The sequence below is a fragment of the Burkholderia metallica genome, assembly GCF_001718555.1.
In the GTDB taxonomy this organism is placed as follows: domain Bacteria; phylum Pseudomonadota; class Gammaproteobacteria; order Burkholderiales; family Burkholderiaceae; genus Burkholderia; species Burkholderia metallica.
In genome coordinates this window covers 1,582,911-1,605,494 of record NZ_CP013401.1, presented here as the reverse complement: position 1 = coordinate 1,605,494, position 22,584 = coordinate 1,582,911, and the positions used below count along the sequence as shown (strand labels likewise).

Annotated in this window: 24 protein-coding genes; 11 read left to right on the top strand and 13 right to left on the bottom strand. The window is 67.2% G+C overall.

The features are described from left to right. Positions 1-27 precede the first annotated feature (27 nt). From WJ16_RS07125 to WJ16_RS07115, 3 genes are all read right to left on the bottom strand, one after another. Positions 28-381 carry a RidA family protein gene (locus WJ16_RS07125; RefSeq protein WP_027784253.1) on the bottom strand — a complete coding sequence of 118 codons (354 nt, stop codon included), beginning with the start codon at positions 379-381 and terminating at the stop codon, positions 28-30. Between the two features lie 80 nt (positions 382-461). After that, on the bottom strand, positions 462-1,358 hold the full coding sequence (locus tag WJ16_RS07120) for an alpha/beta fold hydrolase (protein ID WP_069256459.1): 897 nt from the start codon (positions 1,356-1,358) through the stop codon (positions 462-464). Between the two features lie 125 nt (positions 1,359-1,483). After that, positions 1,484-2,389 carry a LysR family transcriptional regulator gene (locus WJ16_RS07115; RefSeq protein WP_069257985.1) on the bottom strand — a complete coding sequence of 302 codons (906 nt, stop codon included), beginning with the start codon at positions 2,387-2,389 and terminating at the stop codon, positions 1,484-1,486. Between the two features lie 138 nt (positions 2,390-2,527). On the opposite strand from WJ16_RS07115, the gene WJ16_RS07110 reads away from it, so the two are divergent. Genes WJ16_RS07110 through WJ16_RS07100 form a run of 3 tightly spaced genes read left to right on the top strand, consistent with a single transcriptional unit; the run spans position 2,528 to position 4,858 of the window. After that, on the top strand, positions 2,528-3,085 hold the full coding sequence (locus WJ16_RS07110) for an ester cyclase (RefSeq protein WP_069256458.1): 558 nt from the start codon (positions 2,528-2,530) through the stop codon (positions 3,083-3,085). Positions 3,086-3,096: 11 nt separating this feature from the next. Continuing rightward, positions 3,097-4,107 (top strand): polysaccharide deacetylase family protein, encoded by a 1,011-nt coding sequence (locus WJ16_RS07105; RefSeq protein ID WP_069256457.1) that lies wholly within the window; start codon positions 3,097-3,099, stop codon positions 4,105-4,107. A gap of 37 nt (positions 4,108-4,144) precedes the next feature. Further along, a complete protein-coding gene (locus WJ16_RS07100; RefSeq protein ID WP_069256456.1) occupies positions 4,145-4,858 on the top strand; it encodes an SDR family oxidoreductase in 714 nt (237 codons plus the stop codon). 76 nt (positions 4,859-4,934) lie between these two features. Here WJ16_RS07100 and WJ16_RS07095 read toward each other — a convergent pair whose 3' ends face one another. Beyond that, complete coding sequence (locus tag WJ16_RS07095) at positions 4,935-5,576, bottom strand: CoA transferase subunit B (protein WP_069256455.1); 642 nt, start codon at positions 5,574-5,576, stop codon at positions 4,935-4,937. A gap of 1 nt (position 5,577) precedes the next feature. Beyond that, a complete protein-coding gene (locus tag WJ16_RS07090) occupies positions 5,578-6,282 on the bottom strand; it encodes a CoA transferase subunit A (protein WP_069256454.1) in 705 nt (234 codons plus the stop codon). Between the two features lie 222 nt (positions 6,283-6,504). Between WJ16_RS07090 and WJ16_RS07085 the strand changes: the two genes are divergently transcribed. Next, a complete protein-coding gene (locus WJ16_RS07085) occupies positions 6,505-7,050 on the top strand; it encodes a PAS and helix-turn-helix domain-containing protein (RefSeq protein WP_069256453.1) in 546 nt (181 codons plus the stop codon). A 103-nt stretch (positions 7,051-7,153) separates the two neighbouring features. Here WJ16_RS07085 and WJ16_RS07080 read toward each other — a convergent pair whose 3' ends face one another. Both WJ16_RS07080 and WJ16_RS07075 read right to left on the bottom strand, forming a co-directional pair. Then, positions 7,154-7,594, bottom strand: coding sequence for an acyl-CoA thioesterase (locus WJ16_RS07080; RefSeq protein WP_069256452.1), 441 nt, complete (start codon positions 7,592-7,594; stop codon positions 7,154-7,156). Positions 7,595-7,626: 32 nt separating this feature from the next. Then, positions 7,627-8,409, bottom strand: coding sequence for an SDR family oxidoreductase (locus tag WJ16_RS07075; protein WP_011545236.1), 783 nt, complete (start codon positions 8,407-8,409; stop codon positions 7,627-7,629). A 178-nt stretch (positions 8,410-8,587) separates the two neighbouring features. Here WJ16_RS07075 and WJ16_RS07070 point away from each other — a divergent pair, with 178 nt between their 5' ends. Further along, positions 8,588-10,261, top strand: a complete 1,674-nt coding sequence (locus WJ16_RS07070) for an electron transfer flavoprotein-ubiquinone oxidoreductase (protein ID WP_069256451.1) — start codon at positions 8,588-8,590, stop codon at positions 10,259-10,261. Positions 10,262-10,400: 139 nt separating this feature from the next. Here the strand turns inward: WJ16_RS07070 and aroC are convergent, their stop codons facing one another. From aroC to WJ16_RS07055, 3 genes are all read right to left on the bottom strand, one after another. Beyond that, positions 10,401-11,501, bottom strand: a complete 1,101-nt coding sequence (gene aroC / locus WJ16_RS07065; protein ID WP_069256450.1) for a chorismate synthase — start codon at positions 11,499-11,501, stop codon at positions 10,401-10,403. Positions 11,502-11,735: 234 nt separating this feature from the next. Next, on the bottom strand, positions 11,736-13,670 hold the full coding sequence (locus WJ16_RS07060; RefSeq protein WP_069256449.1) for an MFS transporter: 1,935 nt from the start codon (positions 13,668-13,670) through the stop codon (positions 11,736-11,738). Positions 13,671-13,812: 142 nt separating this feature from the next. Next, positions 13,813-14,268 carry a CBS domain-containing protein gene (locus tag WJ16_RS07055; RefSeq protein WP_034207093.1) on the bottom strand — a complete coding sequence of 152 codons (456 nt, stop codon included), beginning with the start codon at positions 14,266-14,268 and terminating at the stop codon, positions 13,813-13,815. Positions 14,269-14,426: 158 nt separating this feature from the next. Here WJ16_RS07055 and WJ16_RS07050 point away from each other — a divergent pair, with 158 nt between their 5' ends. Next, positions 14,427-14,744 carry an Mpo1-like protein gene (locus WJ16_RS07050; RefSeq protein WP_069256448.1) on the top strand — a complete coding sequence of 106 codons (318 nt, stop codon included), beginning with the start codon at positions 14,427-14,429 and terminating at the stop codon, positions 14,742-14,744. A gap of 16 nt (positions 14,745-14,760) precedes the next feature. On the opposite strand, the gene WJ16_RS07045 is transcribed toward WJ16_RS07050, so the two are convergent. Continuing rightward, on the bottom strand, positions 14,761-16,092 hold the full coding sequence (locus WJ16_RS07045; RefSeq protein WP_069256447.1) for a YihY family inner membrane protein: 1,332 nt from the start codon (positions 16,090-16,092) through the stop codon (positions 14,761-14,763). Positions 16,093-16,237: 145 nt separating this feature from the next. Here WJ16_RS07045 and wrbA point away from each other — a divergent pair, with 145 nt between their 5' ends. The 4 genes from wrbA to WJ16_RS07025 are packed head-to-tail and all read left to right on the top strand — an operon-like array spanning position 16,238 to position 19,543. Next, positions 16,238-16,858 carry an NAD(P)H:quinone oxidoreductase gene (gene wrbA, locus WJ16_RS07040; RefSeq protein WP_069256446.1) on the top strand — a complete coding sequence of 207 codons (621 nt, stop codon included), beginning with the start codon at positions 16,238-16,240 and terminating at the stop codon, positions 16,856-16,858. Continuing rightward, the gene (locus WJ16_RS07035) at positions 16,855-17,247 is read left to right on the top strand and encodes a DUF2069 domain-containing protein (RefSeq protein WP_069256445.1); all 393 of its coding nucleotides are present in this window, start codon (positions 16,855-16,857) and stop codon (positions 17,245-17,247) included. Before wrbA ends, WJ16_RS07035 begins: the two co-directional genes overlap by 4 nt. 18 nt (positions 17,248-17,265) lie before the next feature. Then, positions 17,266-18,687: an FAD-binding oxidoreductase gene (locus WJ16_RS07030; protein WP_069256444.1), complete on the top strand. Its 1,422-nt coding sequence runs from the start codon at positions 17,266-17,268 to the stop codon at positions 18,685-18,687. 25 nt (positions 18,688-18,712) lie between these two features. After that, positions 18,713-19,543, top strand: a complete 831-nt coding sequence (locus WJ16_RS07025) for a metallophosphoesterase (RefSeq protein ID WP_069256443.1) — start codon at positions 18,713-18,715, stop codon at positions 19,541-19,543. A gap of 67 nt (positions 19,544-19,610) precedes the next feature. Here WJ16_RS07025 and WJ16_RS35235 read toward each other — a convergent pair whose 3' ends face one another. Together WJ16_RS35235 and WJ16_RS07020 are read right to left on the bottom strand one after the other, a co-directional pair. Further along, positions 19,611-19,763 carry a hypothetical protein gene (locus WJ16_RS35235; protein ID WP_167375365.1) on the bottom strand — a complete coding sequence of 51 codons (153 nt, stop codon included), beginning with the start codon at positions 19,761-19,763 and terminating at the stop codon, positions 19,611-19,613. A 117-nt stretch (positions 19,764-19,880) separates the two neighbouring features. Beyond that, a complete protein-coding gene (locus WJ16_RS07020; RefSeq protein ID WP_011351759.1) occupies positions 19,881-20,822 on the bottom strand; it encodes a LysR family transcriptional regulator in 942 nt (313 codons plus the stop codon). Positions 20,823-20,979: 157 nt separating this feature from the next. Between WJ16_RS07020 and WJ16_RS07015 the strand changes: the two genes are divergently transcribed. Then, positions 20,980-22,572, top strand: coding sequence for an efflux transporter outer membrane subunit (locus tag WJ16_RS07015; RefSeq protein WP_084636013.1), 1,593 nt, complete (start codon positions 20,980-20,982; stop codon positions 22,570-22,572). Positions 22,573-22,584: the final 12 nt, after the last annotated feature.

The window sequence follows — 22,584 nt, the reverse complement described above, 5'->3', positions numbered from 1 at the left end:
CGTAATGCGGTCATCGTGACGCTTCGCTCAGCTCCGTTGCGCGGCGACGACGACGATCTCGACGAGCAGCGCCGGATCCGCGAGCTTCGCCTCGACGGTTGCGCGCGGCGGCGTGTTGCCCTGCGCGACCCATGCGTCCCACTCCGCGTTCATGCCTTCGAAGTTCGCGAGATCGGAAATGTAGATCTGCACCGACAGCAGATGCGCCTTGTCGCTGTTCGCTTCGGCGAGCAGGCGGTCGATGTGGCCGAGCACTTCGCGCGTCTGGCCCCTGATGTCCTGGGTGGTGTCTTCGGCGATCTGGCCGGCCAGATACACGGTACCGTTGTGGATCGCGGTTTCGGAGAGACGGGCTCCGACGTGGTGACGAATGACTGCCATGGATGGTTCCGGTCGGTTGAATGGGTGAAGAATCGGCGACACGCGACCCGCATGCCGCCGAACCGCATATTATGACGCGTTTATGCGCCGCCTTCGATGAAATACCGGCGCGCAAGCGCAATCTGGTCGGCGGCGATGAACGCCGGCGCGTGGCCCGTGCCGGGGATCTCGGCCTGCGACACGTGCCGGCCGCGGCGCACCATCTCGGCCGCCGTATCTCGCGACAGCAGGTCGGAATGCTCGCCGCGCACGACGAGCAGCGACGCATCCGTCGCCTCGAACGCGCGCCACAGCGCAGCCTCGCCGAGTGCGGCCAGTTCGGGCGTCGTCGCCTTGAACGGTTCGGCGATGCGCGGATCGTAGCGCATCGTCCAGCCGCCTTCGGGCAGTTCGCGCAGCAGCGGCCCGTTGATCTCGCGCCATTCGTCGCCGCTCAGCGCGCCGAACGGCAGCGACAGCGACGTCAGATAGTCGACGCCTTCCTGCTCGGTCGCAAAGCGCGGCTGCACGCCGAGGTATTCGCCGATGCGCGTGAGCGAATCGGGTTCGATGCGCGGGCCGACGTCGTTGACGATCATCCGGCGCAGCGGCGAACCGGGCAGCCCGGCGAGTGCCATGCCGATGAGGCCGCCCATCGACGTGCCGAACCAGTCGACCGATTCGACGTCGAGCCGCGCGATCAGCGTCACCATGTCGGCCACATATTGCGGAATCCCGTAAAGCCGCGGATCGGCGAGCCAGTCGGACCGGCCGCGCCCGACGACGTCGGGGCAGACGACGCGATATGTATCGGACAGCGCGGAGGCGAGCCTGTCGAAATCGCGCCCGGAGCGGGTCAGGCCGTGCACGCAGACAAGCACGCGCGGATTCGCGGGATCGCCCCATTCGGTATAGGCGACGTGGTGCAGGCCGGCCGCGCTCGCACACTGCACGCGCCGCTGGCGGGGAACCGGGGGATTCACTGGAGTCGTTGGCATCGTTGGCATCCTGTCGAACGGGGGGCGGACGCGCGGGACAATGCCTGCGGCGCCTGATGCAAACGATTGTAAACCGCTTCGGAACGACGAGGCGCCACCCGCCCGGCCCATCGCCCGGGACGGGTTCAATCGTCGCGGCGCCACGCGTCCCGCAACTGCTCGCGCAGGAAATCGACGAATGTCCGCACCCGCAACGGCACGTGACGGCCGCCGGGATAAACGGCATGCAGCGGTGCTGCGCACGCCTCGAAAGCCGGCAGCACGCGCACGAGCCGACCGGCGTCGAGATCCGCGCCAACATCCCAGATCGACTTCAATGCAATGCCCGCCCCCTCGAGCGCCAGCGTCCGCGCCGCGCCGCCGTCATTCGTCAGCAGCGCGGCCGTCACCTCGACCGCCACGCCGCCCTGAGCGCCGTCGAACCGCCATTCGGCACGCGGCTGGTCACCCATCACGATGCATCGATGCGCGCGGAGCTCCGCCGGATGGGCAGGCAACCCGTGCGCGGCCACATAGCCCGGCGACGCACACAGCACGCGATGATTCGGCGCCAGTTCGCGCGCGATCATCGTCGAATCGGCCAGATTGCCGATCCGCACGGCGACGTCGATGTCCGATGCGAGCAGATCGACAACCGTATCGGTCAGCATCAACTGCACGGTCAATTGCGGATGGCGTTGCTGAAATGCCGCCACGAGCGGCGCGATCCGCAGGCGGCCGAGCTCGCCGGGCGCCGTCACGCGCAGTACGCCGCTGACCGTGCCGCGGCGATCGCGCATCAGCGTTTCGGCACGATCGACCTCGGCCAGGATGCGCAGCACCTGTGCGTGAAACTGGGCACCGTCGTCGGTGAGCGTTTGCTGCCGCGTCGTCCGGTGCAGCAGTCGCACGCCGAGCCGCGACTCGAGATGCGCGAGGCGCTTGCTGACGACCGACAACGACAGGTCGAGCTCGCGCGCCGCCGCCGACAGACTGCCGGTCGACACGATCCTCGCGAAGGTATCGAGCGCCGGGAAATCGTCGATCAGCATCATGGAGCGCGCCTCATTCCAACCTTTCTTTTTTTCGAATAATCCATTCGCCGTTTGCCCGTATTTGCATGCGAAATGGAAACCTACCATACCTGTTCCGCGTCGTCGCATGACGCGCTTCACAGGACCTCCGAAACCATGTCGATCTGCCTTCGTTCAGCCACCCGCTCCCTCGCGCGCGCATGCGCGGCGGCCGCTTGTGTCGTTGCGCTATGGCCCGCCGCCGCCCGCGCAGCCGATCTCGTCGCGCCGCACAGCCTGACCGTCGCGACGGATTTGCCGGCGGCGCAGGCCCGGGCGCAAATTCTGGCCGCACGCCGCTACGGCACCTTCTGGAATACCGGCGACCCCGCCCTCGCCCGCGCGGCGCTCGCCGCCGGCTTCATCGACCGAACACTGCCGCCCGGCCGCGAACAAGGGGTACCTGGGCCGCTCGCGGCCTCCGGCACGATGCGCGGCGCGATCCCGGACCTGCGCTGCGAGATCGAACAGATGATCGTCGCGGGCGATCGTGTCGTCGTGCACCTGCATTTTCGCGGGCATTTCACCGGCGCTTTCAACGGAACGGCCGGGCGCGGACAGGCAATCGACTTCATCGCGACCGACATCTACCGGATCGACCACGGCCGGATCGCGGAAAACTGGCACATCGAGGACAACCTGACGCTGATGCGCCAGCTTGGGCTCGTCGGCTGACGGAGGAGACGATGACTCAAGGTCACGACTATCCCGCGACGCCGCTGCCGCGCCGCACGTTCCTGGCCCAGGCCGGCGCCGGACTCGCGGCTGGCGTCGCGGCGGCCGCAGGCGCCTCCCTGCCGGCAACCGCCGCATCGATGCCGACACCCGCGGCACCGGGCGCCACGCCGTTCTGGCCGGACGGCGCACGCATCGTGATCTCGATTTCGATGCAGTTCGAGGCGGGCGGACAACCGCCAACCGGCGCGGACAGCCCGTTTCCGGCCGTCGCGTTCCCGCCGTCGGTGCCGGTCGATCTCGCGTCGGCCACCTGGTTCGCGTATGGCTACCGGGAAGGGATTCCCCGCCTTCTCGATCTCTGGGACCGACACGGCGTGAAGGTCACGTCGCACATGATCGGGGAAGCCGCACGCCGCCACCCCGAACTGGCGCGCGAAATCGTGTCGCGCGGCCATGAAGCCGCCGCGCACGGCCCGACGTGGCGCGCGCAATTCGCGATGAGCCGCGACGACGAGCGCCGCTTCCTGGCCGAAGCACGCGACATGGTCGAAGCGGCGACCGGCCAGCGGCCGACCGGATACAACTGCAACTGGCTGCGGCGCGGACCGCATACGCTGTCGCTGCTGCAGGAACTCGGCTACGCGTATCACATCGACGACGTCAGTCGCGATGAACCGTTCATCGAGACCGTCGGCGGTCGCGATTTCGTGGTGGTCCCGTACACGCTGCGCAACAACGACATCCTGCTGATCGAAGGTCGCAACTACTCACCGACGATGTTCCTCGAGCAGATCAAGCTCGACTTCGACCAGTTGTACGCGGAAGCCGGGCAGCGGCGCAGACTGATGTCGATCAGCGCGCACGACCGGATCAGCGGCACCCCGCAGATGGTCCGCGCGTGGGACGCCTTCCTGCGCTACGCCCGATCACACCCGGGTGTCGCTTTCATGCGCAAGGACGACATTGCGCGCTTCGTGCTGCAGAGTCCGTCGACGCTGCGCGAGACCGAAACGATCTAACGGACTCCGTTCAACGTGTCACCCAGGAAAAACCTTCATGAATGAGCTGCTCCACGGGAAAAAAGTACTCGTCGTCGGCGGAAGCTCCGGCATCGGCGCCGCCGCCGCGACAGCCTTCGCGCGACGCGGCGCGCGCCTGACAATCGCTTCGCGCCATCCACGCAGGTTCGACAGCGACACCATGCCAGGCGCGCACGTGCGGACCGAAACGCTCGACATCACGGATACGGCGGATGTCGATGAATTCTGCGCGCGCGCCGGCCAGTTCGACCACGTCGTGATTTCGGCCGCCAATACAGCCACGGGCCCCGTCCGTGCATTGCCGCTTGCCGACGCGCAAGCGGCAATGGACAGCAAGTTCTGGGGCGCATACCGCATCGCCCGCGCAATCGATATCGCGCCCGGCGGTTCGCTGACGTTCGTGTCGGGTTACCTCAGTGTGCGGCCGAACGCGTCGTCGGTCCTGCAAGGCGCGATCAATGCGGCGCTCGAGGCGCTCGCTCGCGGCCTGGCACTCGAGCTGGCGCCGGTTCGCGTGAATACCGTGTCGCCGGGGCTGATCGCGACGCCGCTGTGGGACAAGCTCGCTCCCGACGCACGCGACGCGATGTACGCCGGCGCCGCACAGCGGCTTCCGGCACGCAGAGTCGGCCAGCCGGAGGATGTCGCGAATGCGATCCTGTATCTCGCGGCGACGCCTTATGCCACCGGCTCGACGGTACTGATCGACGGCGGCGGCGCGATCGCGTGACGCATGCATTCACGACAAAACGCCCCGCACTCCGTCAGGAGCGCGGGGCGTCGAGAATGACGCAACAAGGTGACGCTCAGGCCACCGCGCTGACGTCGAGCGGTGCGCCCGTCTTTGCCTGGATCTCGTCGGCGCTCACGCCGTCGGCGAGTTCGAGGACCTTCAGCCCGTTCGGCGTCACTTCGATCACGCCCAGATCGGTGATGATCAGGTCGACCACGCCGACACCCGTCAACGGCAGGTTGCATTCCTCGAGGATCTTGTGCTGGTCGCCCTTCGCGACGTGCTCCATCAGCACGACGACGCGCTTCACGCCGGCGACGAGGTCCATCGCGCCGCCCATCCCCTTGATCATCTTGCCCGGGATCATCCAGTTCGCGAGGTCGCCCTGCTTGCTGACCTGCATCGCGCCGAGGATCGCGAGGTTGATGTGGCCGCCGCGAATCATCGCGAACGAATCGGCCGACGAGAAGATCGACGAACCCGGCAGCGTCGTGACGGTCTGCTTGCCGGCGTTGATGAGATCGGCGTCGACTTCGTCTTCGGTCGGCGACGGGCCGATGCCGAGCAGGCCGTTCTCCGACTGCAGCCACACCTCGACGCCTTCCGGCACGTGGTTGGCGACGAGCGTCGGCAGGCCGATGCCGAGGTTCACGTAGAAGCCGTCCTGCAGTTCCTTCGCCGCGCGCGCGGCCATCTGGTCACGATTCCAGGCCATGTCAGTCTCCTTTCGCGCGTACGACGCGTTGTTCGATGCGTTTTTCGGGCGTCGCGTTCAGCACGATGCGCTGCACGAAAATCCCCGGCGTGTGGACGTGATCCGGATCGAGCTCGCCGTTCTCGACGATTTCTTCGACTTCCGCGACGGTGATCTTGCCGGCCATCGCGCACATCGGGTTGAAATTGCGCGCGGTGCGGCGATAGATCAGGTTGCCGGACTTGTCGGCCTTCCACGCCTTCACGAGCGCGACGTCGGCCGTCAGCGACGGCTCGAGCACGTAGTGGCGATCGCCGAACTGGCGCGTTTCCTTGCCTTCCGCGATCACGGTGCCGTAGCCCGTATTCGTGAAGAACGCCGGGATGCCCGCGCCGCCCGCGCGCAGTTTTTCGGCGAGCGTGCCTTGCGGCGTGAATTCGAGCTCGAGTTCGCCGGCCAGATATTGGCGCTCGAACTCCTTGTTCTCGCCGACGTACGACGAGATCATCTTCTTGATCTGGCGCGTTTCGAGCAACAGGCCGAGACCGAAGCCGTCGACGCCCGCGTTGTTGCTGATGCAGGTGATGCCCTTGACGGCCGAATCGCGCAATGCGGCGATCAGCGCCTCGGGAATCCCGCACAGGCCGAAGCCGCCCACCGCGAAGGTCTGTCCGTCGCGGACGATCCCTTCCAGCGCGGCAGCCGCGCTTGGATAGACTTTGTTCATCTGTTGTCCCTTCCTCTATGGAAACCAGCAAAACCGGTTCACGCGCCCACCTGGCCCGCAAGCCCGCCGCATCATTCTATGCATGCACGGCGATACCTGCGTCGAGGCGCGCTGTTTTTATGCCGCGGCAAACGCCACGAGATGCCTGAAAGGGTACGATGCGGCGCGGATGCGGCACAATACGCAAAAATACATAAGCGTTTGCCTCCGCTTGCCCGCGCCATGCCCGCTCTCGATTACCAGACCGCCTTCCACCTCGCGCCGCTCGGCCTCGTGCTGTCGCGCGACCGCGTGATCGAGGACTGCAACGACGCGCTCGCGTCGATCTTCCGCTGCGCGCGGGCCGACCTGACCGGAAAATCGTACGAGGTGCTCTACCCGTCGACGGACGAGTTCCAGCGCATCGGCGAACGTATCTCACGCACGATGGCCGCCAATGGCATCTATTCGGATGACAGAATCATGAAACGGGCGGACGGCGAGCTATTCTGGTGCCACGTGACGGGCCGCGCGCTCGACCGCACCGCGCCGCTCGCGGCCGGCGTGTGGACCTTCGAAGATCTGAGCGCGACGCGCCGGGTCGCCGTCGAACTGACCCCGCGCGAGCGCGAGATCGCGGCGCAACTCGCGACCGGCAAGACCAGCAAGCAGATCGGGCGCGTGCTCGACATCAGCTCCCGCACCGTCGACATCTACCGTGCACGGTTGATGCGCAAGTACGGCACAAGCAATACGCCGGAGTTGCTCCAGCGCCTGCTCGGGCAGTGAATGGCGGCGCCCCGATGACAATCGGCCGCGCGTGGCGGCCGATTCGGGAAACAACGGGCAACGCGTGCCGCCGGCGACCTGGCGCCGGCCGCCGCATCGACGCTCAGCCGACCTTCGCCGCGAGCGCGCGCTCGATCGTGTCGCGCAGCAACTGCGGCAGCGGCACCGACTTGCCGAGCGCGTAGTCGACCCACACGCAACGCGCGTTGCCGCGCGCATAGACGTGCAGCGGATCGTCGGCGCGCGTCAGCTCGAAACCCGTGTCGAAGCTGCTACGGCCGGGCTTCGCAGCCGACATCTTCGCGATCACGTCGCCCGGGTAGTGCAACTGCTTGAGAAACTCCATCGACGCCGTGACGATGACGGGCCCCTGCCCCTCGCCGTTGCCGCCGGCGATGCCGAGTTCCTCGAACCACGAGATCCGCGCCTGCTCCATGTAGCGGAAATAGACCGTGTTGTTCACATGGCCGAACGCGTCCATGTCGCCCCAGCGGATCGGCATCGACATCTCAAAAACGGGGCAGTAATCGCTTGTTGCACTCATTGCAGTCTTCTTTGTTGCGGAATGTCATCCGCTCAGGCGAGGCCGAAGCCGTCGTCGGCGGAGATAATCGAGCCATTGATGAACTGCGACTCGTCGGCCGCGAGCAGCAACAACAGCCCGTCGAGATCCTGCGGCTTGCCGACGCGCCGGCGCGGCAGCATCGACTGCAGCTTCTGGCCCTGCTCGGTTTCCCACAGGTAATGATTGATTTCGGTATCGATATAGCCCGGACAGATCGCGTTGACGTTGATCCCGTGGCGGCCCCACTCCAGCGCCATCGCACGCGTCATCTGCACGACCGCGGCCTTGCTCATCGCGTACAGCCCGATCTGCGGGAACACGCGCAGCCCGGCCACCGACGCGATGTTGATGATCCGGCACGGCGGCTTGCCGTTGCCGCCACCGTTCGCGCGCATGATCATCCGCTTCGCGACTTCCTGCGCGACGAAAAACGCGCCGCGCGTGTTGGTGTCGAACACGAACTCGAAATCGGCCGGTGTCACGTCGACGAGCTTCTGCATCGTCGACACGCCCGAATTGTTCACGAGGATGTCGATCGTACCGGCTTCCGTCTCCGCGTGCGCGACCGCTGCCTTGATGCTCTGGACGTCGGTGACGTCGAGCGACACGACGTGCGCGGCGCCGCCCGCGGCTTCGATCTCGGCACGCAGCTCCTTCAGGCGCTCGACGCGACGGCTCGCGAGCACGACCTTCGCACCGGCCTGCGACAGTACCTGCGCAAAGCGTTGCCCGAGGCCGCTCGACGCCCCCGTGACCAGCGCAACCTTGCCTTCCAGATTGATCGACCGACCCATTTGCACATCCCCTTTCGATGTCGTTTCGCCGCCACGGGCAACACGGCCCGAGCGACATTACCCTAGCACGAAAATAGAACGATCGTGCTAATCTAGACGCATGCTGTTGCGGCAAGCGTTTCGTTTCGCAGACAATACGCTCCCGAATAAAAGCATTCTAACGGTTAGAGGAACGCCAATGACCCCCGCAAGCCTCATCGAGCAATACGGCCCGCGCGAATCGATGGAATACGACGTCGTGATCGTCGGCGGCGGCCCCGCCGGGCTGTCGGCGGCGATCCGGCTCAAGCAGCTGGCCGCCGAGAAAGGCACCGAAATCGGCGTGTGCGTGCTCGAGAAGGGTTCCGAGATCGGCGCGCACATCCTGTCGGGCGCGGTGATGGACCCGCGCGCGATCACCGAACTGTTCCCCGACTGGAAGGAACGCGGCGCACCGCTCGACGTCGAGGTGACGGAAGACCGCTTCCTGTTCCTGTCCGAGAAGGGTGCGGTCACCACGCCGAACTGGGCGCTGCCCGCGAACTTCCAGAACCACGGCAACTACGTGATTTCGCTGGGCAACGTCACGCGCTGGCTCGGGGCGCAGGCCGAAGCGCTGGGCGTCGAGATCTTCCCCGGCTTCCCCGCGGCCGAGATCCTGTACAACGACGACGGCTCGGTCAAAGGCGTCGCGACCGGCAACATGGGCGTGGGCAAGGACGGCGAGCCGACCGAGAACTTCCAGCTCGGCATGGAGCTGCATGCGAAGTACACGCTGTTCGCCGAAGGCTGCCGCGGCCACCTCGGCCGTCAGCTGATCTCGAAGTTCAAGCTCGATGCGAACGCCGATCCGCAGGCGTACGGGATCGGCATCAAGGAACTGTGGGAAATCGATCCGGCCAAGCACAAGCCGGGCCTCGTGATCCACACGGCCGGCTGGCCGCTGAAATCCGATACGTACGGCGGCTCGTTCCTGTATCACATGGACAACAACCAGGTCGTGGTCGGCTTCGTGGTGGGCCTCGGCTACACGAACCCGTACCTGTCGCCGTTCGAGGAATTCCAGCGCTACAAGACGCATCCGTCGATCCGCGCGTTCCTGGAAGGCGGCAAGCGCGTGTCGTACGGCGCGCGCGCGATCACCGCGGGCGGGCTGCTGTCGCTGCCGAAGACGGTGTTCCCGGGCGGCGCGCTGATCGGCGACGACGCGGGCTTCCTGAACGCGTCGCGGATCAAGGGCAGCCACGCGGCGATCAAGACCGGCATGCTGGCGGCCGACGCCGCGTTCGACGCGGTGCATGCCGGCCGCCAGTCGGACGAACTCAACGCGTACCCGGACGCCTTCAAGCAATCGTGGCTGTACACGGAGCTGTACCGCGCGCGCAACTTCAAGCAGTGGATGGCCAAGGGGCTGTACCTGGGCACGCTGATGGTCGGGCTCGAGCAGAAGGTGATGGGCGGCAACGTGCCGTGGACGCTGCACCACAAGCACGCGGACCACGAGATGCTGAAACCGGCGTCGCAATGCCAGCCGATCGAGTACCCGAAGCCGGACGGCAAGCTGACGTTTGACCGGCTGTCGTCGGTGTTCATCTCGAACACGAACCACGAGGAGAACCAGCCGGCGCACCTGACGCTGAAGGATGCGAACGTGCCGGTGAACGTGAACCTGCGCACGTACGCGGGGCCGGAGGGGCGTTTCTGCCCGGCGGCCGTGTACGAGTTCGTGAAGAACGACGACGGCAGCGACCGGCTGGTGATCAACGCGCAGAACTGCGTGCACTGCAAGACCTGCGACATCAAGGACCCGACGCAGAACATCGTGTGGGTCACGCCGGAAGGCGGCGGCGGGCCGAATTACCCGAACATGTAATGACCTAAACGCGCCGTCGCGAACGGCGCGTTTTTGTCACCGCGAACCGCCGCAAACGAAAACGGGGCGCTGCCTGAAGCAGCGCCCCGTTTTGCATTCTTCGCGCCGGGCGTGACGCGCTGCGCCCCGCCCGCTTGCGTCAGGTTGCGCTGCCCGCGATCTTCGGCGTCGGCGTCTCGACGTCGCCGCACTGCGCGCGATGGCGCAGCGCATGGTCGATCAGCACCAGCGCGAGCATCGACTCGGCGATCGGCGTCGCCCGAATGCCGACGCACGGATCGTGGCGGCCGAAGGTTTCCACCGTCGCTTCGTCACCGGCCTTCGTGATCGAGCGGCGCGGCGTGCGGATGCTCGACGTCGGCTTGATCGCGATCGACACGGTGATGTCCTGCCCGGTCGAAATTCCGCCGAGCACGCCGCCCGCATGGTTGCCGACGAAACCGCCCGGCGTCAGTTCGTCGCCATGCACCGAGCCGCGCTGCGCGACGCTGTCGAAGCCCGCGCCGATCTCGACACCCTTCACCGCGTTGATGCTCATCATCGCCTTGGCGATATCCGCATCGAGACGGTCGAACACCGGCTCGCCCCAGCCGACCGGCACGCCCGACGCGACGATGTCGATGCGCGCGCCGATCGAGTCGCCGTCCTTGCGCAGCGCATCCATGTACGCCTCGAGTTCCGGCACGACCGCCGCGTTCGGAGAGAAGAACGGATTTTCGTGCACGTGCGACCAGTCGACGAACGGCACGTCGATTTCGCCCAAGCCGCTCATGTAGCCGCGCACCTCGACGCCGAAGCGCTCGCGCAGCCACTTCTTCGCGACCGCACCCGCGCCGACGATCGGCGCGGTCAGGCGCGCGGACGAGCGGCCGCCGCCGCGGTAGTCGCGGATGCCGTATTTCTGCCAGTAGGTGTAGTCGGCGTGACCGGGACGGAACGTCTCGACGATGTTGCCGTAATCCTTGCTGCGCTGGTCGGTGTTGCGGATCAGCAGCGCGATCGGCGTGCCGGTCGTCACGCCTTCGAACACGCCCGACAGGATCTCGACCTCGTCGGCCTCCTGCCGCTGCGTCACGTGACGCGACGTGCCGGGCTTGCGGCGATCGAGCTCGACCTGGATGTCGGCTTCGGTCAGCCCCATTCCCGGCGGGCAGCCGTCGATCACGCAGCCGATCGCGGGACCGTGCGATTCGCCGAAGGTCGTGACAGTGAAAAGCGTGCCGAGGGTATTGCCGGACATGATGGAACCGCCCAAAGAGAAATAGGCAAACCGATGCGCTGCCGAGGCCGCGGGCAGGTCGATCGTTTGCCGGTCGAGAAAAGAGGTAAGCCGCTATTATGCCAGCCGTCCCGGGCCCGCGGGCCGCATGCAACGCGGCCCAGGCGCCCCCAACTCGCGTAAGCGGCCCGGCCGGTGCGGCAGGAAGCCCGTTCCGGCCCGATTGCAGCCGAATGCCGGCCGCCGGGCGCCCGCCTACTTCCGCGCGCCGCGCAACTCGGTGACCGCAGCCTGCAGCGCGTCGGGCGTCGCGACCGACGCCGGGATCGGCTCGCCGACGGCAAGCGTCAGCCGGCTCATCGCGCCGCGCTTGATGGGGCGCGGCATCCGCGCATCGGAATGCCGCGAAAAATAGCTGCCCCACAGGCCGCGCAGCGCCATCGGGATCACCGGCGCCGGCGTGCGGGTCAGGATCTCCGTGATGCCGTGGTGGAACGTGTTGATGTCGCCGGTTTTCGTCAGCTTCCCTTCGGGGAAGATGCACACGAGTTCGCCGTCCTTCAGCGCCGCCTCGCAGGCGTCGTACGCCCGCGCGAGCATCGCGGGATCCTCGTGACGCGGCGCGATCGGGATGGCCTTCGCATGCCGGAACACCCAGCTCGCGAAGCGTGTCTTGAAAATCCGATGATCCATCACGAAGCGGATCGGCCGCGGACTCGCGGCGGCCAGCACGAGCGCATCGACGTAGCTGACGTGGTTGCACACGAGCACGGCCGCCCCTTGCGCCGGAATCCGCTCCGCGTGCACGAGGCGAATCCGGTAGAAGGTGTGTACGAGCACCCAAGCGACGAAGCGCAGCAGGAACTCGGGCACGAGCAGATAGATATACGCGGCGACGATCACGTTCAGCAGCGCCGTGACGAGGAACAGGCCCGGAATATCGACGCCGGCCTTCGTCAGCCCCATCGCCATCACGGCCGACAGGATCATGAACAGCGCGTTCAGGATGTTGTTCGCGGCGATGATCCGCGCGCGGTGCGTCGGCGCGCTGCGGCTCTGGATCAGCGCGTACAGCGGCACGCTGTAGAAGCCGCCGAACATCGCGAGCAGGAACAGGTCCGCGAGGATGCGCCAGTGGCGCGCGCCGGCCAGGAATTCGCCGACCGACAGCAGATGGCCGGGCGACGGCAGCGCGTGGCTCGCGAAGTACAGCTCGATCGCGAACACGCTGATGCCGATCGAGCCGAGCGGCACGAGGCCGATCTCGACGCGCCGCTGCGACAACCGTTCGCACAGCAAAGAACCGAGGCCGATGCCGACTGAGAACGTCGCGAGCAGGATCGTGACGACGTCGGGGCTCGCGGACAGCACGTCCTTCGCGAAATTGAAGAACGACGTGAGGAACGTCGCACCGACGAACCACAGCCACGAGATGCCGAGCAGACTCAGGAACACGGTGCGGTTCTGGCGCGCGAGCCCGAGGTTGCGCCATGTTTCGCTGACCGGATTCCAGTTGATCACGAGGTCGGGCTGCGGCGCCGGCGTCGACGGCACGCGCTGCGCGACCAGGCGCCCCGCGAGCGCGATGACGACGACGCTCACCGCGAGCACGCGCTCGCCATTGCCCTCGATCCCCGCGGCCGCGCCGCCGATGATCGTGCCGATCAGGATCGCGATGAACGTGCCCATCTCGACGAGGCCGTTGCCGCCGACCAGCTCGTGCTCGCCGAGATGCTGCGGCAGGTACGAATACTTGACGGGCCCGAACAGCGTCGAGTGCATCCCCATCATGAACGTGCACAGATACAGCAGCGCGGCGCTGTGCGTGACGAAGCCGGCGGCGCCGACCAGCATCAACACGATTTCGAAGGTCTTCACGAAGCGCGTGAGGGTCGCCTTGTCGTACTTGTCGGCGATCTGGCCGGAGGTGGCCGAGAACAGCACGAACGGCAAAATGAAGATCGCGGAAATCAGGAAAGCCGCCGTCTTCGCATCGACCCCGGCGAACCGCGCGGTGTGATAGGTGACGAGCGACGTGAAGCCGATCTTGAAGACGTTGTCGTTCAGCGCGCCGAGGAACTGGGTCGTGAAGAACGGTGCGAAACGACGCTCGCGCAGCAGGTCGAACTGCGACGCGTGGGCGCGCCGTTCGTCGCGCTGCCCGGATGTGGCTTGCGTTTGATCGCTCATGCGGAATACGCGCGCGTCGTCTTGGCGAAGCTGCGCGGGCCTTGTTGTGTTGTCGTTGAAAAAACGGCGGCGCAGGACCAACCTGCGCCGCCGCGTGCCGGATGGCGACGCCCGCGCGTCAGGGCGCAGGGCGCGGCGTGGTTCACGGCTTGTGCGCTTCGGCTTCCGATTCCGGCCAGTCGCGGATGTACGCCTTCAGCATCCGGTTCTCGAAGCTCTGCGCCTCGACGACCGTCTTCGCGACGTCGTAGAACGAAATGACGCCCATCAGCACCTTCTTGTCGAGCACCGGCATGTAGCGCGCATGGCGCTCGAGCATCATCCGGCGCACTTCGTTGACGTCCGTTTCCGGCGTGCACGTGAGCGGCTCGTCCATCACCTTGCGCACCTGCACGTCGCCGATCGCACCGCCATTTTCGCGCAGGCGCAGGATGATCTCGCGGAACGTGAGCATCCCGACGAGATCGCCGTACTCCATCACGACGAGCGAACCGATGTCGTGCTCGGCCATCGTATCGACCGCTTCGCGCAGCGGCTTATCGGGCGTCACCGTAAACAGCGTGTTGCCCTTCACTTTCAGAATATCGCTGACGCGCATCGTAGTCCCCTCATGCTTGAATGCAAAACCTCTTTCGATCCTATCGGAAAGCCTGTCAAAAGGAAAGCGCGGGCCCGCGCGGCGGGCCGCGCCCCGCTTGCGGAAGCGGTCTGCCGGCCGCACAATGGCCCCGTGAACCGCGGCCGGAGGAGACGTCCATGGCGCATACGCATTCGGAGCAATTCGCCAGCTTCGCCGATTTCTACCCGTATTACCTGAACGAACACCAGAACCTGACGTCGCGACGGTTGCACTTCATCGGCTCGCTCGGCGTGATCGGCTGCGTCGCGATGGCGATCGCGACCGGCCACTGGCTGTGGCTGCCGGCGGCGATCGTCTGCGGCTATGGGTTCGCATGGGTCGGACACTTCTTCTTCGAGAAGAACCGCCCGGCCACGTTCCGGCACCCGATCTACAGCCTGATGGGCGACTGGGTGATGTTCAAGGACATTTGCACGGGAAAAATCCCGCTGTAACGGCCGGCCGCCCCGCTCACGCGGGCCGCGGCGGCCGCGCCTGCGGGTCGGACACGCCGCCCGGCGCCTGCCCCGGGGCACCCGCCGGCTGCGCGCCGGCCACGCGGTGCGCGGCGATCAGCGTCGCGAGCGACACGTCGAAGCGCTCGCTCGACAGCACCGCGAGCAGCGCGCCGCCGTCGACGTGGCTGCGGCGGCGCTGCAACTGGTAGGTGAGCTCGGTGCGGTCGATCACCAGCACGTCGAACAGTTGCGCAAGCGTCAACTGCTCCGGATTCGCGAGCAGGATGTAGCGCGGCGTGGTCTCGCCGCCGCCGTCGAGCCGCGCAATCCACTCCCGCTCCTCCATCGTCGTCAGCAGGCGCTGCGCGGTTTCCATGTCGCAGCGCAACATGGTCGCGAGCCGCATCGCCGTGTAGCCGCGCTTGCCGGCCGTGCGCGCGTCGGTGAGCCGCGCGAGCATTTCCAGCGCGTCGAGCAGGTCGCTGCCCGGATAGTGGATGCGGTGGAACTGGCCGACGCGGATCGCCGGCAGCGCGGAGGCCACCATCGCACCGAGCAGCGCGATGAACCAGCTCAGATACACCCAGAGCAGGAACACCGGGAGCGCCGCGAACGCGCCGTAGACGGCCGTATAGGTCGGAATGCGACGCACGTAGTAGCCGAAGCCGCGCTTCGCGAGTTCGAACGCGACGGCCGCGAACAGCCCGCCGATCACGGCGTCGCGCCATGCGACCGTGCAGTTCGGCAGGTACACGTACAGCAGCGTGAACGCGAGCACCGTCAGCGGCAGCGACGCGAGCGCGAGCAGCCACTCGACGATCGACGTCGACGGTGCGGCGCCGGTAAACGCCAGCGACTGCGTAAACAGGTACGACGAGATCGACAGGCTCACGCCGAACAGCAGCGGGCCGAGCGTGATCAGCGCCCAGTACGCGAGCACGCGCTGTGCGAACGGCCGCGGCTTGCGCACGCGCCAGATCAGGTTGAATGCCGACTCGATCGTCATCATCGTCATCACGGACGTGACGACGAGCACGATCAGGCCGGCCGTCGTCAGCCCCTTCGCCTTCGACGCGAACTGGTTCAGGTACTTGAAGATCTGGATGTTGAACTGCGCGGGCATCAGGTGATCGGCCAGGAACCCCTGCAGCGAGATCTGGAACGACGCGAACATCGGGAACGCGGTGAACAGCGCGAACGCGACCGTCACGAGCGGCACGAGCGCCAGCATCGTCGTAAACGTCAGGCTGCCCGCCACTTGCGGAATGCGATCCTCGGCGCTGCGCCGGGCCGCGAACTGCGCGAGGCGCTTGATGGTGTCGAGATCCACGCTCAACTTCGGCAAACGACTTCTCCTTCGTGATACCGCGCGCCTGGCGGCGCGCCGCCGTCGCGCTGCGCGACGGCTTCAGCCCCTATAATAGCCGCTCGATTCCAGCAGGGGCCGACTGCACCGGGCACGCGCGCGGACGCACGCGGCTCCGTCGCCCATGAAAGACATCCTCGTCCTCTATTACAGCCGTCACGGCGCCACGCGCGATCTCGCGCTCGCGATCGCGAACGGCATCGACAGCGTGCCGGGCATGCAGGCCCGCATCCGCACGGTGCCGCCCGTGTCGGCCGTCTGCGAAGCCACCGCCCCCGACATCCCCGCCGACGGCCCGCCGTACGCGGAATTGCGCGATCTCGAGGAATGCGCGGGCCTCGCGCTCGGCTCGCCGACCCGCTTCGGCAACATGGCCGCCTCGCTCAAGTATTTCCTCGACGGCACCACGCCGCAATGGCTGTCCGGCGCGCTGACCGGCAAGCCGGCGAGCGTGTTCACGTCGACCGGCAGCCTGCACGGCGGCCAGGAATCGACGCTGCTGTCGATGATGCTGCCGCTGCTCCATCACGGCATGATGATCGTCGGCATCCCGTACACGGAATCCGCACTCAGCACGACGCGCACCGGCGGCACGCCGTACGGCGCATCGCACGTCGCACAGCACGACCGCTCGGCAGCCGCCGGGCTGTCGGCGGACGAAAAGGCGCTCGCGGCCGCGCTCGGCGTGCGGCTCGCACGCGCGGCGGCCGCCCTCGCCAATGCCCAGGCCGCCGACGCCGCATGAACGCGCCCGCCCGCCCCGCCGCCGCGGCCCGTCCGCGCTACGCACTGATCGCCGCCGCGTGCCTCGTCGCGCTGATCGCGCTGTCGCTCGCGTGGGAGCTGCGGCTCGCGCCGCTGCGGCCGGGCGGCTCCGCGCTGATGCTCAAGGCGATCCCGCTCGCGCTCGCGCTGCCCGGCGTCTGGCGGCGTAACATCTATACGATGCAGTGGGCGAGCATGCTGATCCTCGTCTATTTCGCCGAAGGCGTCGTGCGCGGCATGTCCGATCGCGGGCTGTCCGCGACGCTCGGCTGGTGCGAGACCGCGCTTGCCGTCGGCTTCTTCGTGGCGGCGCTGGCGTACGTCGCGCCGTTCAAGCGCGCGGCGAAAAAATCGCGCGCCGCGTCCTGACCCTTACGCGACAAGGTGATGATGTCTTCCGAAGCTTTCGTTTCCGCGTGCCGCGACGCGATCGGCGCCGACTATGTGCTGACCGATCCGCACGATACCGAACCGTTCCTGACCGACTGGCGCCGCCGCTACAAGGGCGCGGCGTGCGCGGTGCTGAAGCCGGCGAACACGGCCGAAGTCGCCGCGCTCGTCAGGCTGGCCAATGCACACGGCATCGCGCTCGTGCCGCAAGGCGGCAACACGGGCCTAGCCGGCGGCGCCACACCCGACGCGAGCGGCAGCCAGGCCGTGCTGAGCGCCGCGCGGCTGAACCGCGTGCGTGCACTCGATCCGCACAACAACACGATCACCGTCGAAGCCGGCGTGATCCTCGCCGACGTGCAGGCACGCGCCCGCGAAGGCGGCCGGCTGTTCGCGCTGAGCCTCGCGGCGGAAGGCAGCTGCACGATCGGCGGCAACCTGTCGACCAATGCAGGCGGGACCGCGGTGCTGCGCTACGGCAATGCGCGCGAGCTGTGCCTCGGGCTCGAGGTGGTGACGCCGCAGGGAGAGATTTGGGACGGACTGCGCGGACTGCGCAAGGACAACACCGGCTACGATCTGCGCGACCTGTTCATCGGCGCGGAAGGCACGCTCGGGATCATCACGGCGGCCGTGATGAAGCTGCACCCGCTGCCGGCCGCGCAGGTCACCGCCCTCGCCGCGCTCGAATCGCCGCACGCGGCGCTCGATTTCCTCGCCCTCGCGCAGCGCGCGGCCGGGCCGCTGCTGACCGGCTTCGAGCTGATGTCGGACTTCTGCATGCAGCTGGTCGGCAAGCATTACCCGCAACTGCGCTACCCGTTCGCGCAAGCGCATGCGCAGACGGTGCTGCTCGAACTGTCCGACAACGAAAGCGAAGCGCATGCGCGCGCGCTGTTCGAGAAACTGATGGAAGAAGCGTTCGAGGCCGGGCTCGTGGTCGACGCGGTGGTCGCGGAGAACCTCGCGCAGTCGCGCGCGTTCTGGGACCTGCGCGAGCACATCCCGCTCGCGCAGGCCGACGAGGGGCTGAACATCAAGCACGACATCGCGGTGCCGATTTCGTCGATCGCGCGCTTCATCGACGAGACCGACGCGGCGATCCAGCAGGCCGCGCCGGGCGCGCGAATGGTGACGTTCGGCCACCTCGGCGACGGCAATCTCCACTACAACGTGCAGATGCCCGAAGGCGGCGACCCGAAGGCGTTCCTGGCCGCGTTCCAGGCGCCGATCAACCGGATCGTCTACGACAACGTGCATCGCCATCACGGCACGATCAGCGCGGAGCACGGGATCGGGCAGCTGAAGATCGACGACGCGCAGCGTTACAAGTCGCCGGTGGAAACGACGCTGATGCGCACGCTGAAGACCGCACTCGACCCGCGCGGCCTGATGAATCCCGGCAAGGTCCTGCGCTGAAGCCGCCCACTCCGGAGCCAAGCCCGTGAAAGTTCGCGTCCTGTCCGACCTGCATCTCGAAAGCAACCTGCCCGACGCGATCCCGCATGCCGACGCGGATCTCGTCGTGCTGGCCGGCGACATCCACAATCACGCGGAAGGCCTGCGCTGGGCCGCCGAAACGTTCGATCCGGCGGTGCCGGTGATCTACGTGCCGGGCAACCACGAGTATTACGACGGGGAATTCGGCGCGCTGGAGACGGCGATGCGCGACGCGGCGCAGGCGCTCGACAACCTGCATTACCTGAACAACGACGTCTACGTCGATCCCGGCCAACGTTTCCGCGTGCTCGGCACGACGCTCTGGGCCGATTTTTCGCTGTTCGGCGCCGACGAAGCCAGCGTGGCAAACGCGATCGACGCCGGGCTGCGCGTGATGCTCGATTTCAAGGGTTTGATCCAGGTGACCTGGCCGCACGACGCGGCGCTGCATGCGGCGCAGGGCGCGCCGGAACGGGATTTCTCGCCGGCCGACGCGATCGCGCTGCATCGACGCAGCCGCACGTGGCTGGAAACGCAGCTCGCGGCGCCGTTCGCGGGCCGCACGATCGTCGTCACCCACCATGCGCCGCACCGGCGCTCGCTGGCGCAGCGCTATGCGCAGGATCTGGCGTCGGCGGGATTCGTCACGGACATGGCGGAACTGGTGCGGCCGCCGGCGGATCTGTGGCTCCACGGCCACACGCATACGTCATTCGATTATGTGGCGGACGGCGGCACGCGCGTGGTGTGCAACCCGCGCGGCTATATCCACCGACGCACCGGCGAACGGGAAAATACCGCGTTCGCATGGGACAAGGTCGTCGAGCTCGGCTGAACACCGAGCGTGCCGGCCGCGTTGCGCGGCCTGTTGCGTGGTTGCGACCCGGGGCGTGACCGCGGGATCAGCGGCCCGGGCGACGGAGCTCGCGCACCCGCACCGGCACCGGCTTCATCCGCGCCTTCGCCTTCATCGCGCGCAGCAGGTCGCGGGTCGCCGCGGCGGCTGCGGCCGCGCCCAGCAGGACTCCAAGGCCGATCATCAGGTGCGTGTCCATCGCTACTCCGGGGTTCCGTATCTCGTTAGTTTCCACAATAACAAACTGTCTGACACGCGTTCGTAAAAAAATGTTGCGTGAAGGACAAATCTCGTCAGATTGCGGCCAACCGCGCGGTCATGTCGCACGCGTGTACTGCTCGAGCGCGGCTTCGTCGGCCGCGAGCGTGGCCGGGAGTTCGTCGCGCAGGAAATCGACCCAGGTGCGAATTTTCGCGTCGAGGTACTGGCGCGACGGATACAGCGCGTAGATGTTCATCACGTGCGACCGGTATTCGGGCATCACGCGCACGATGTGCCCGCTGCGCAGCCAGCCGATCGCCGAATAGAGCGGCAACCCGCCGATCCCCATCCCTTCCCGTACGGCCACCGCGAGCGCCTCGGCGACGTTCACGCGAAACGGCGGCGCCGTGATCGGGACGACCTCGTCGCCGTTCGGCCCCGCCAGCGCCCATTCGTCGAACTGGAACCCCGGCGCGACCATCCCGAGGCAGACGTGCTGCGCGAGATCTGCCGGCCGCTGCGGCACGCCGTGCGCCTCGACGTAATTGCGTGACGCGCACACCACGCTGTAGCTCTCGCCGAGCCGCTGCGACACGAGCCCCGAATCGGGCAGGTCGCGGCCGACGACGATCGCGACGTCGTACCCCTCGTCGAGCAGGTCGGGCATCCGCTGCGCGAGCGTCAGCTCGACGTGCACGTCCGGATAGCGCTCGCGATAGCGCGCGATGGCCGGCACCAGATAGTGCTGGCCGAGACTCGTGAAGCAATGCACCTTCAGCTTGCCCGACGGGCGCGCGTGCGCATCGCCCGCCTCGGCTTCGGCCTGGTCGACGTACGCGAGGATCTGCTCGCAGCGCTGCAGATAGCGCTCGCCGGCTTCGGTCAGCGCGATCCGGCGCGTCGTGCGGTTCAGCAGGCGCGTGCGCAGGTGGGCCTCGAGGTCCGAGACCGCGCGCGACGCGTAGGCGGTGGTCGAATTCATCTGCTGGGCGGCCGCGGTAAAGCTTCCCGCGTCGACCACGCGGACGAACACCCGCATGTTTTGTAGCGTATCCATCCCATTACCCGTTTGAATCCGGACGGATTGTTGCACAGAGGCGAACAAGTATTGTCTCAGGATTCGTAAAAATGACTTGCACCCTTGTCCATTTATTCAGGAATCACTGAAAAATATAATCGCATCCGACTCATCTATATCCGAAAGGGAGAAAATCGTGCAGTCTCCGGCGACAAAAGGGACGCTCGCACTGGCGGTTCTTGCAGTCTCATTAATAATGGCCGGGTGTGCGAGCATGGGCGACAACAAGCCGCAGTCGGCCCGCATCGACGCGAACGCGCTCGATGCCGGCGCCGCGATCCGTGCGGCGGACCGTGACGCGGGCTGGCCCGCGGCCGACTGGTGGCGCGCCTACCGCGATCCGCAACTCGACGCGTGGATCGCCAGCGCCCAGGCCGGCAATCCGACCCTCGCGGCCGCCGAGGCACGCGTGCGCGAAGCGCAGGCGATGGCGCGCGTGGCGCGTTCGGCCGAGCTGCCGCAGATCAACGGCAACCTGTCGCTGATGCGCGAGCACTGGCCGGACAACGTGTACTACGGGCCGGGTCCGCTCGCGAACGCCGACACCTGGAACAACACCGGCACGCTCGGCCTGTCGTACCACCTCGACCTGTGGGGCAAGGACAAGAACGCGACCGAGCGCGCACTCGACACCGCGCATGCCACCGCCGCCGACGCGCGTGCGGCGAAGCTCGAACTCGAAGTCAACGTCGTGCGCGCGTACGTCGGCATGTCGATGAACTACGCGCTGCTCGACCTCGCGCATCAGACGTTCGAACGCCAGCATGCGCTCGCCGATCTCGCGCGCAAGCGGCTGCAGGCCGGCCTCGGCACGCAGCTCGAAGTGAGCCAGGCGGAATCGACGCTGCCCGACTATGAGCGCCAGATCGACAGCTACGAGGAAGCGATCCAGCTCGCGCGGCACCAGCTCGCCGCGCTGGCCGGCAAGGGCCCGGGCGCCGGCGACGCGATCAAGCGGCCGCAACTGTCGCTCGACGCGCCGGCCGGCCTGCCGTCGGCGATGCCGGCCGACCTGCTCGGCCGCCGCCCCGACGTCGTCGCGGCGCGCTGGACGGTCGACGCGCAGGCGCGCGGCATCGATGTGGCAAAGGCGTCGTTCTACCCGAACATCGATCTGCTCGCGACGGTCGGCGGCTTCGGCGTGACCGCACCGTTCACCGACTTCCTGCGCGCGATGAACGGCGGCTGGACGGCCGGCCCCGCGCTGTCGCTGCCGATCTTCGAAGGCGGCCGGCTGCGCGCGCAACTCGGCGCGGCGAATGCCGGCTACGACCAGGCGGTCGAGCGCTACAACCAGACGATCGTCGGCGCGCTCAAGGACATCGCCGACCAGGTCGTGCGGATCCGTTCGCTCGATACGCAGAAGAAGGACGCCGCACGCTCGGTGGCCGCCAACGACCGCAGCTACCAGTTGTCGCGCGAAGGTTTCCGCCGCGGGCTGACCGATTACGTGAACGTGCTGGTCGCCCAGCAGCAGTTGCTGCGCGCGCAGGAAACGGCCGCCCGGATCGACGCGGAGCGCCTCGCCGCGCACGCGCAGCTGATGGCCGCGCTCGGCGGCGGCGTCGAAACCGGCACCGACGTGCCGGGCGGCCATCCGTCGCATGACGAATCCGCCGCGGGCACCAGCGCGAGCGCTGCCGCATCGGCTGCGAAGCCCGCGGCGGCAGTCGCGCGGCCCGCCCGGGTGGCGGCCGCCGGTGCGTCCGGCGTGCCGGCCGCACGGTAACGAGGAGCGACA

What these genes read in the sequence shown, in the direction of transcription:
- WJ16_RS07125 (WP_027784253.1), bottom strand. Translation starts at nt 381, where the DNA reads ATGGCAGTCATTCGTCACCACGTCGGAGCCCGTCTCTCCGAAACCGCG.
- WJ16_RS07120 (WP_069256459.1), bottom strand. Translation starts at nt 1,358, where the DNA reads ATGCCAACGACTCCAGTGAATCCCCCGGTTCCCCGCCAGCGGCGCGTG.
- WJ16_RS07115 (WP_069257985.1), bottom strand. Translation starts at nt 2,389, where the DNA reads ATGCTGATCGACGATTTCCCGGCGCTCGATACCTTCGCGAGGATCGTG.
- WJ16_RS07110 (WP_069256458.1), top strand. Translation starts at nt 2,528, where the DNA reads ATGTCGATCTGCCTTCGTTCAGCCACCCGCTCCCTCGCGCGCGCATGC.
- WJ16_RS07105 (WP_069256457.1), top strand. Translation starts at nt 3,097, where the DNA reads ATGACTCAAGGTCACGACTATCCCGCGACGCCGCTGCCGCGCCGCACG.
- WJ16_RS07100 (WP_069256456.1), top strand. Translation starts at nt 4,145, where the DNA reads ATGAATGAGCTGCTCCACGGGAAAAAAGTACTCGTCGTCGGCGGAAGC.
- WJ16_RS07095 (WP_069256455.1), bottom strand. Translation starts at nt 5,576, where the DNA reads ATGGCCTGGAATCGTGACCAGATGGCCGCGCGCGCGGCGAAGGAACTG.
- WJ16_RS07090 (WP_069256454.1), bottom strand. Translation starts at nt 6,282, where the DNA reads ATGAACAAAGTCTATCCAAGCGCGGCTGCCGCGCTGGAAGGGATCGTC.
- WJ16_RS07085 (WP_069256453.1), top strand. Translation starts at nt 6,505, where the DNA reads ATGCCCGCTCTCGATTACCAGACCGCCTTCCACCTCGCGCCGCTCGGC.
- WJ16_RS07080 (WP_069256452.1), bottom strand. Translation starts at nt 7,594, where the DNA reads ATGAGTGCAACAAGCGATTACTGCCCCGTTTTTGAGATGTCGATGCCG.
- WJ16_RS07075 (WP_011545236.1), bottom strand. Translation starts at nt 8,409, where the DNA reads ATGGGTCGGTCGATCAATCTGGAAGGCAAGGTTGCGCTGGTCACGGGG.
- WJ16_RS07070 (WP_069256451.1), top strand. Translation starts at nt 8,588, where the DNA reads ATGACCCCCGCAAGCCTCATCGAGCAATACGGCCCGCGCGAATCGATG.
- aroC (WP_069256450.1), bottom strand. Translation starts at nt 11,501, where the DNA reads ATGTCCGGCAATACCCTCGGCACGCTTTTCACTGTCACGACCTTCGGC.
- WJ16_RS07060 (WP_069256449.1), bottom strand. Translation starts at nt 13,670, where the DNA reads ATGAGCGATCAAACGCAAGCCACATCCGGGCAGCGCGACGAACGGCGC.
- WJ16_RS07055 (WP_034207093.1), bottom strand. Translation starts at nt 14,268, where the DNA reads ATGCGCGTCAGCGATATTCTGAAAGTGAAGGGCAACACGCTGTTTACG.
- WJ16_RS07050 (WP_069256448.1), top strand. Translation starts at nt 14,427, where the DNA reads ATGGCGCATACGCATTCGGAGCAATTCGCCAGCTTCGCCGATTTCTAC.
- wrbA (WP_069256446.1), top strand. Translation starts at nt 16,238, where the DNA reads ATGAAAGACATCCTCGTCCTCTATTACAGCCGTCACGGCGCCACGCGC.
- WJ16_RS07035 (WP_069256445.1), top strand. Translation starts at nt 16,855, where the DNA reads ATGAACGCGCCCGCCCGCCCCGCCGCCGCGGCCCGTCCGCGCTACGCA.
- WJ16_RS07030 (WP_069256444.1), top strand. Translation starts at nt 17,266, where the DNA reads ATGATGTCTTCCGAAGCTTTCGTTTCCGCGTGCCGCGACGCGATCGGC.
- WJ16_RS35235 (WP_167375365.1), bottom strand. Translation starts at nt 19,763, where the DNA reads ATGGACACGCACCTGATGATCGGCCTTGGAGTCCTGCTGGGCGCGGCC.
- WJ16_RS07020 (WP_011351759.1), bottom strand. Translation starts at nt 20,822, where the DNA reads ATGGATACGCTACAAAACATGCGGGTGTTCGTCCGCGTGGTCGACGCG.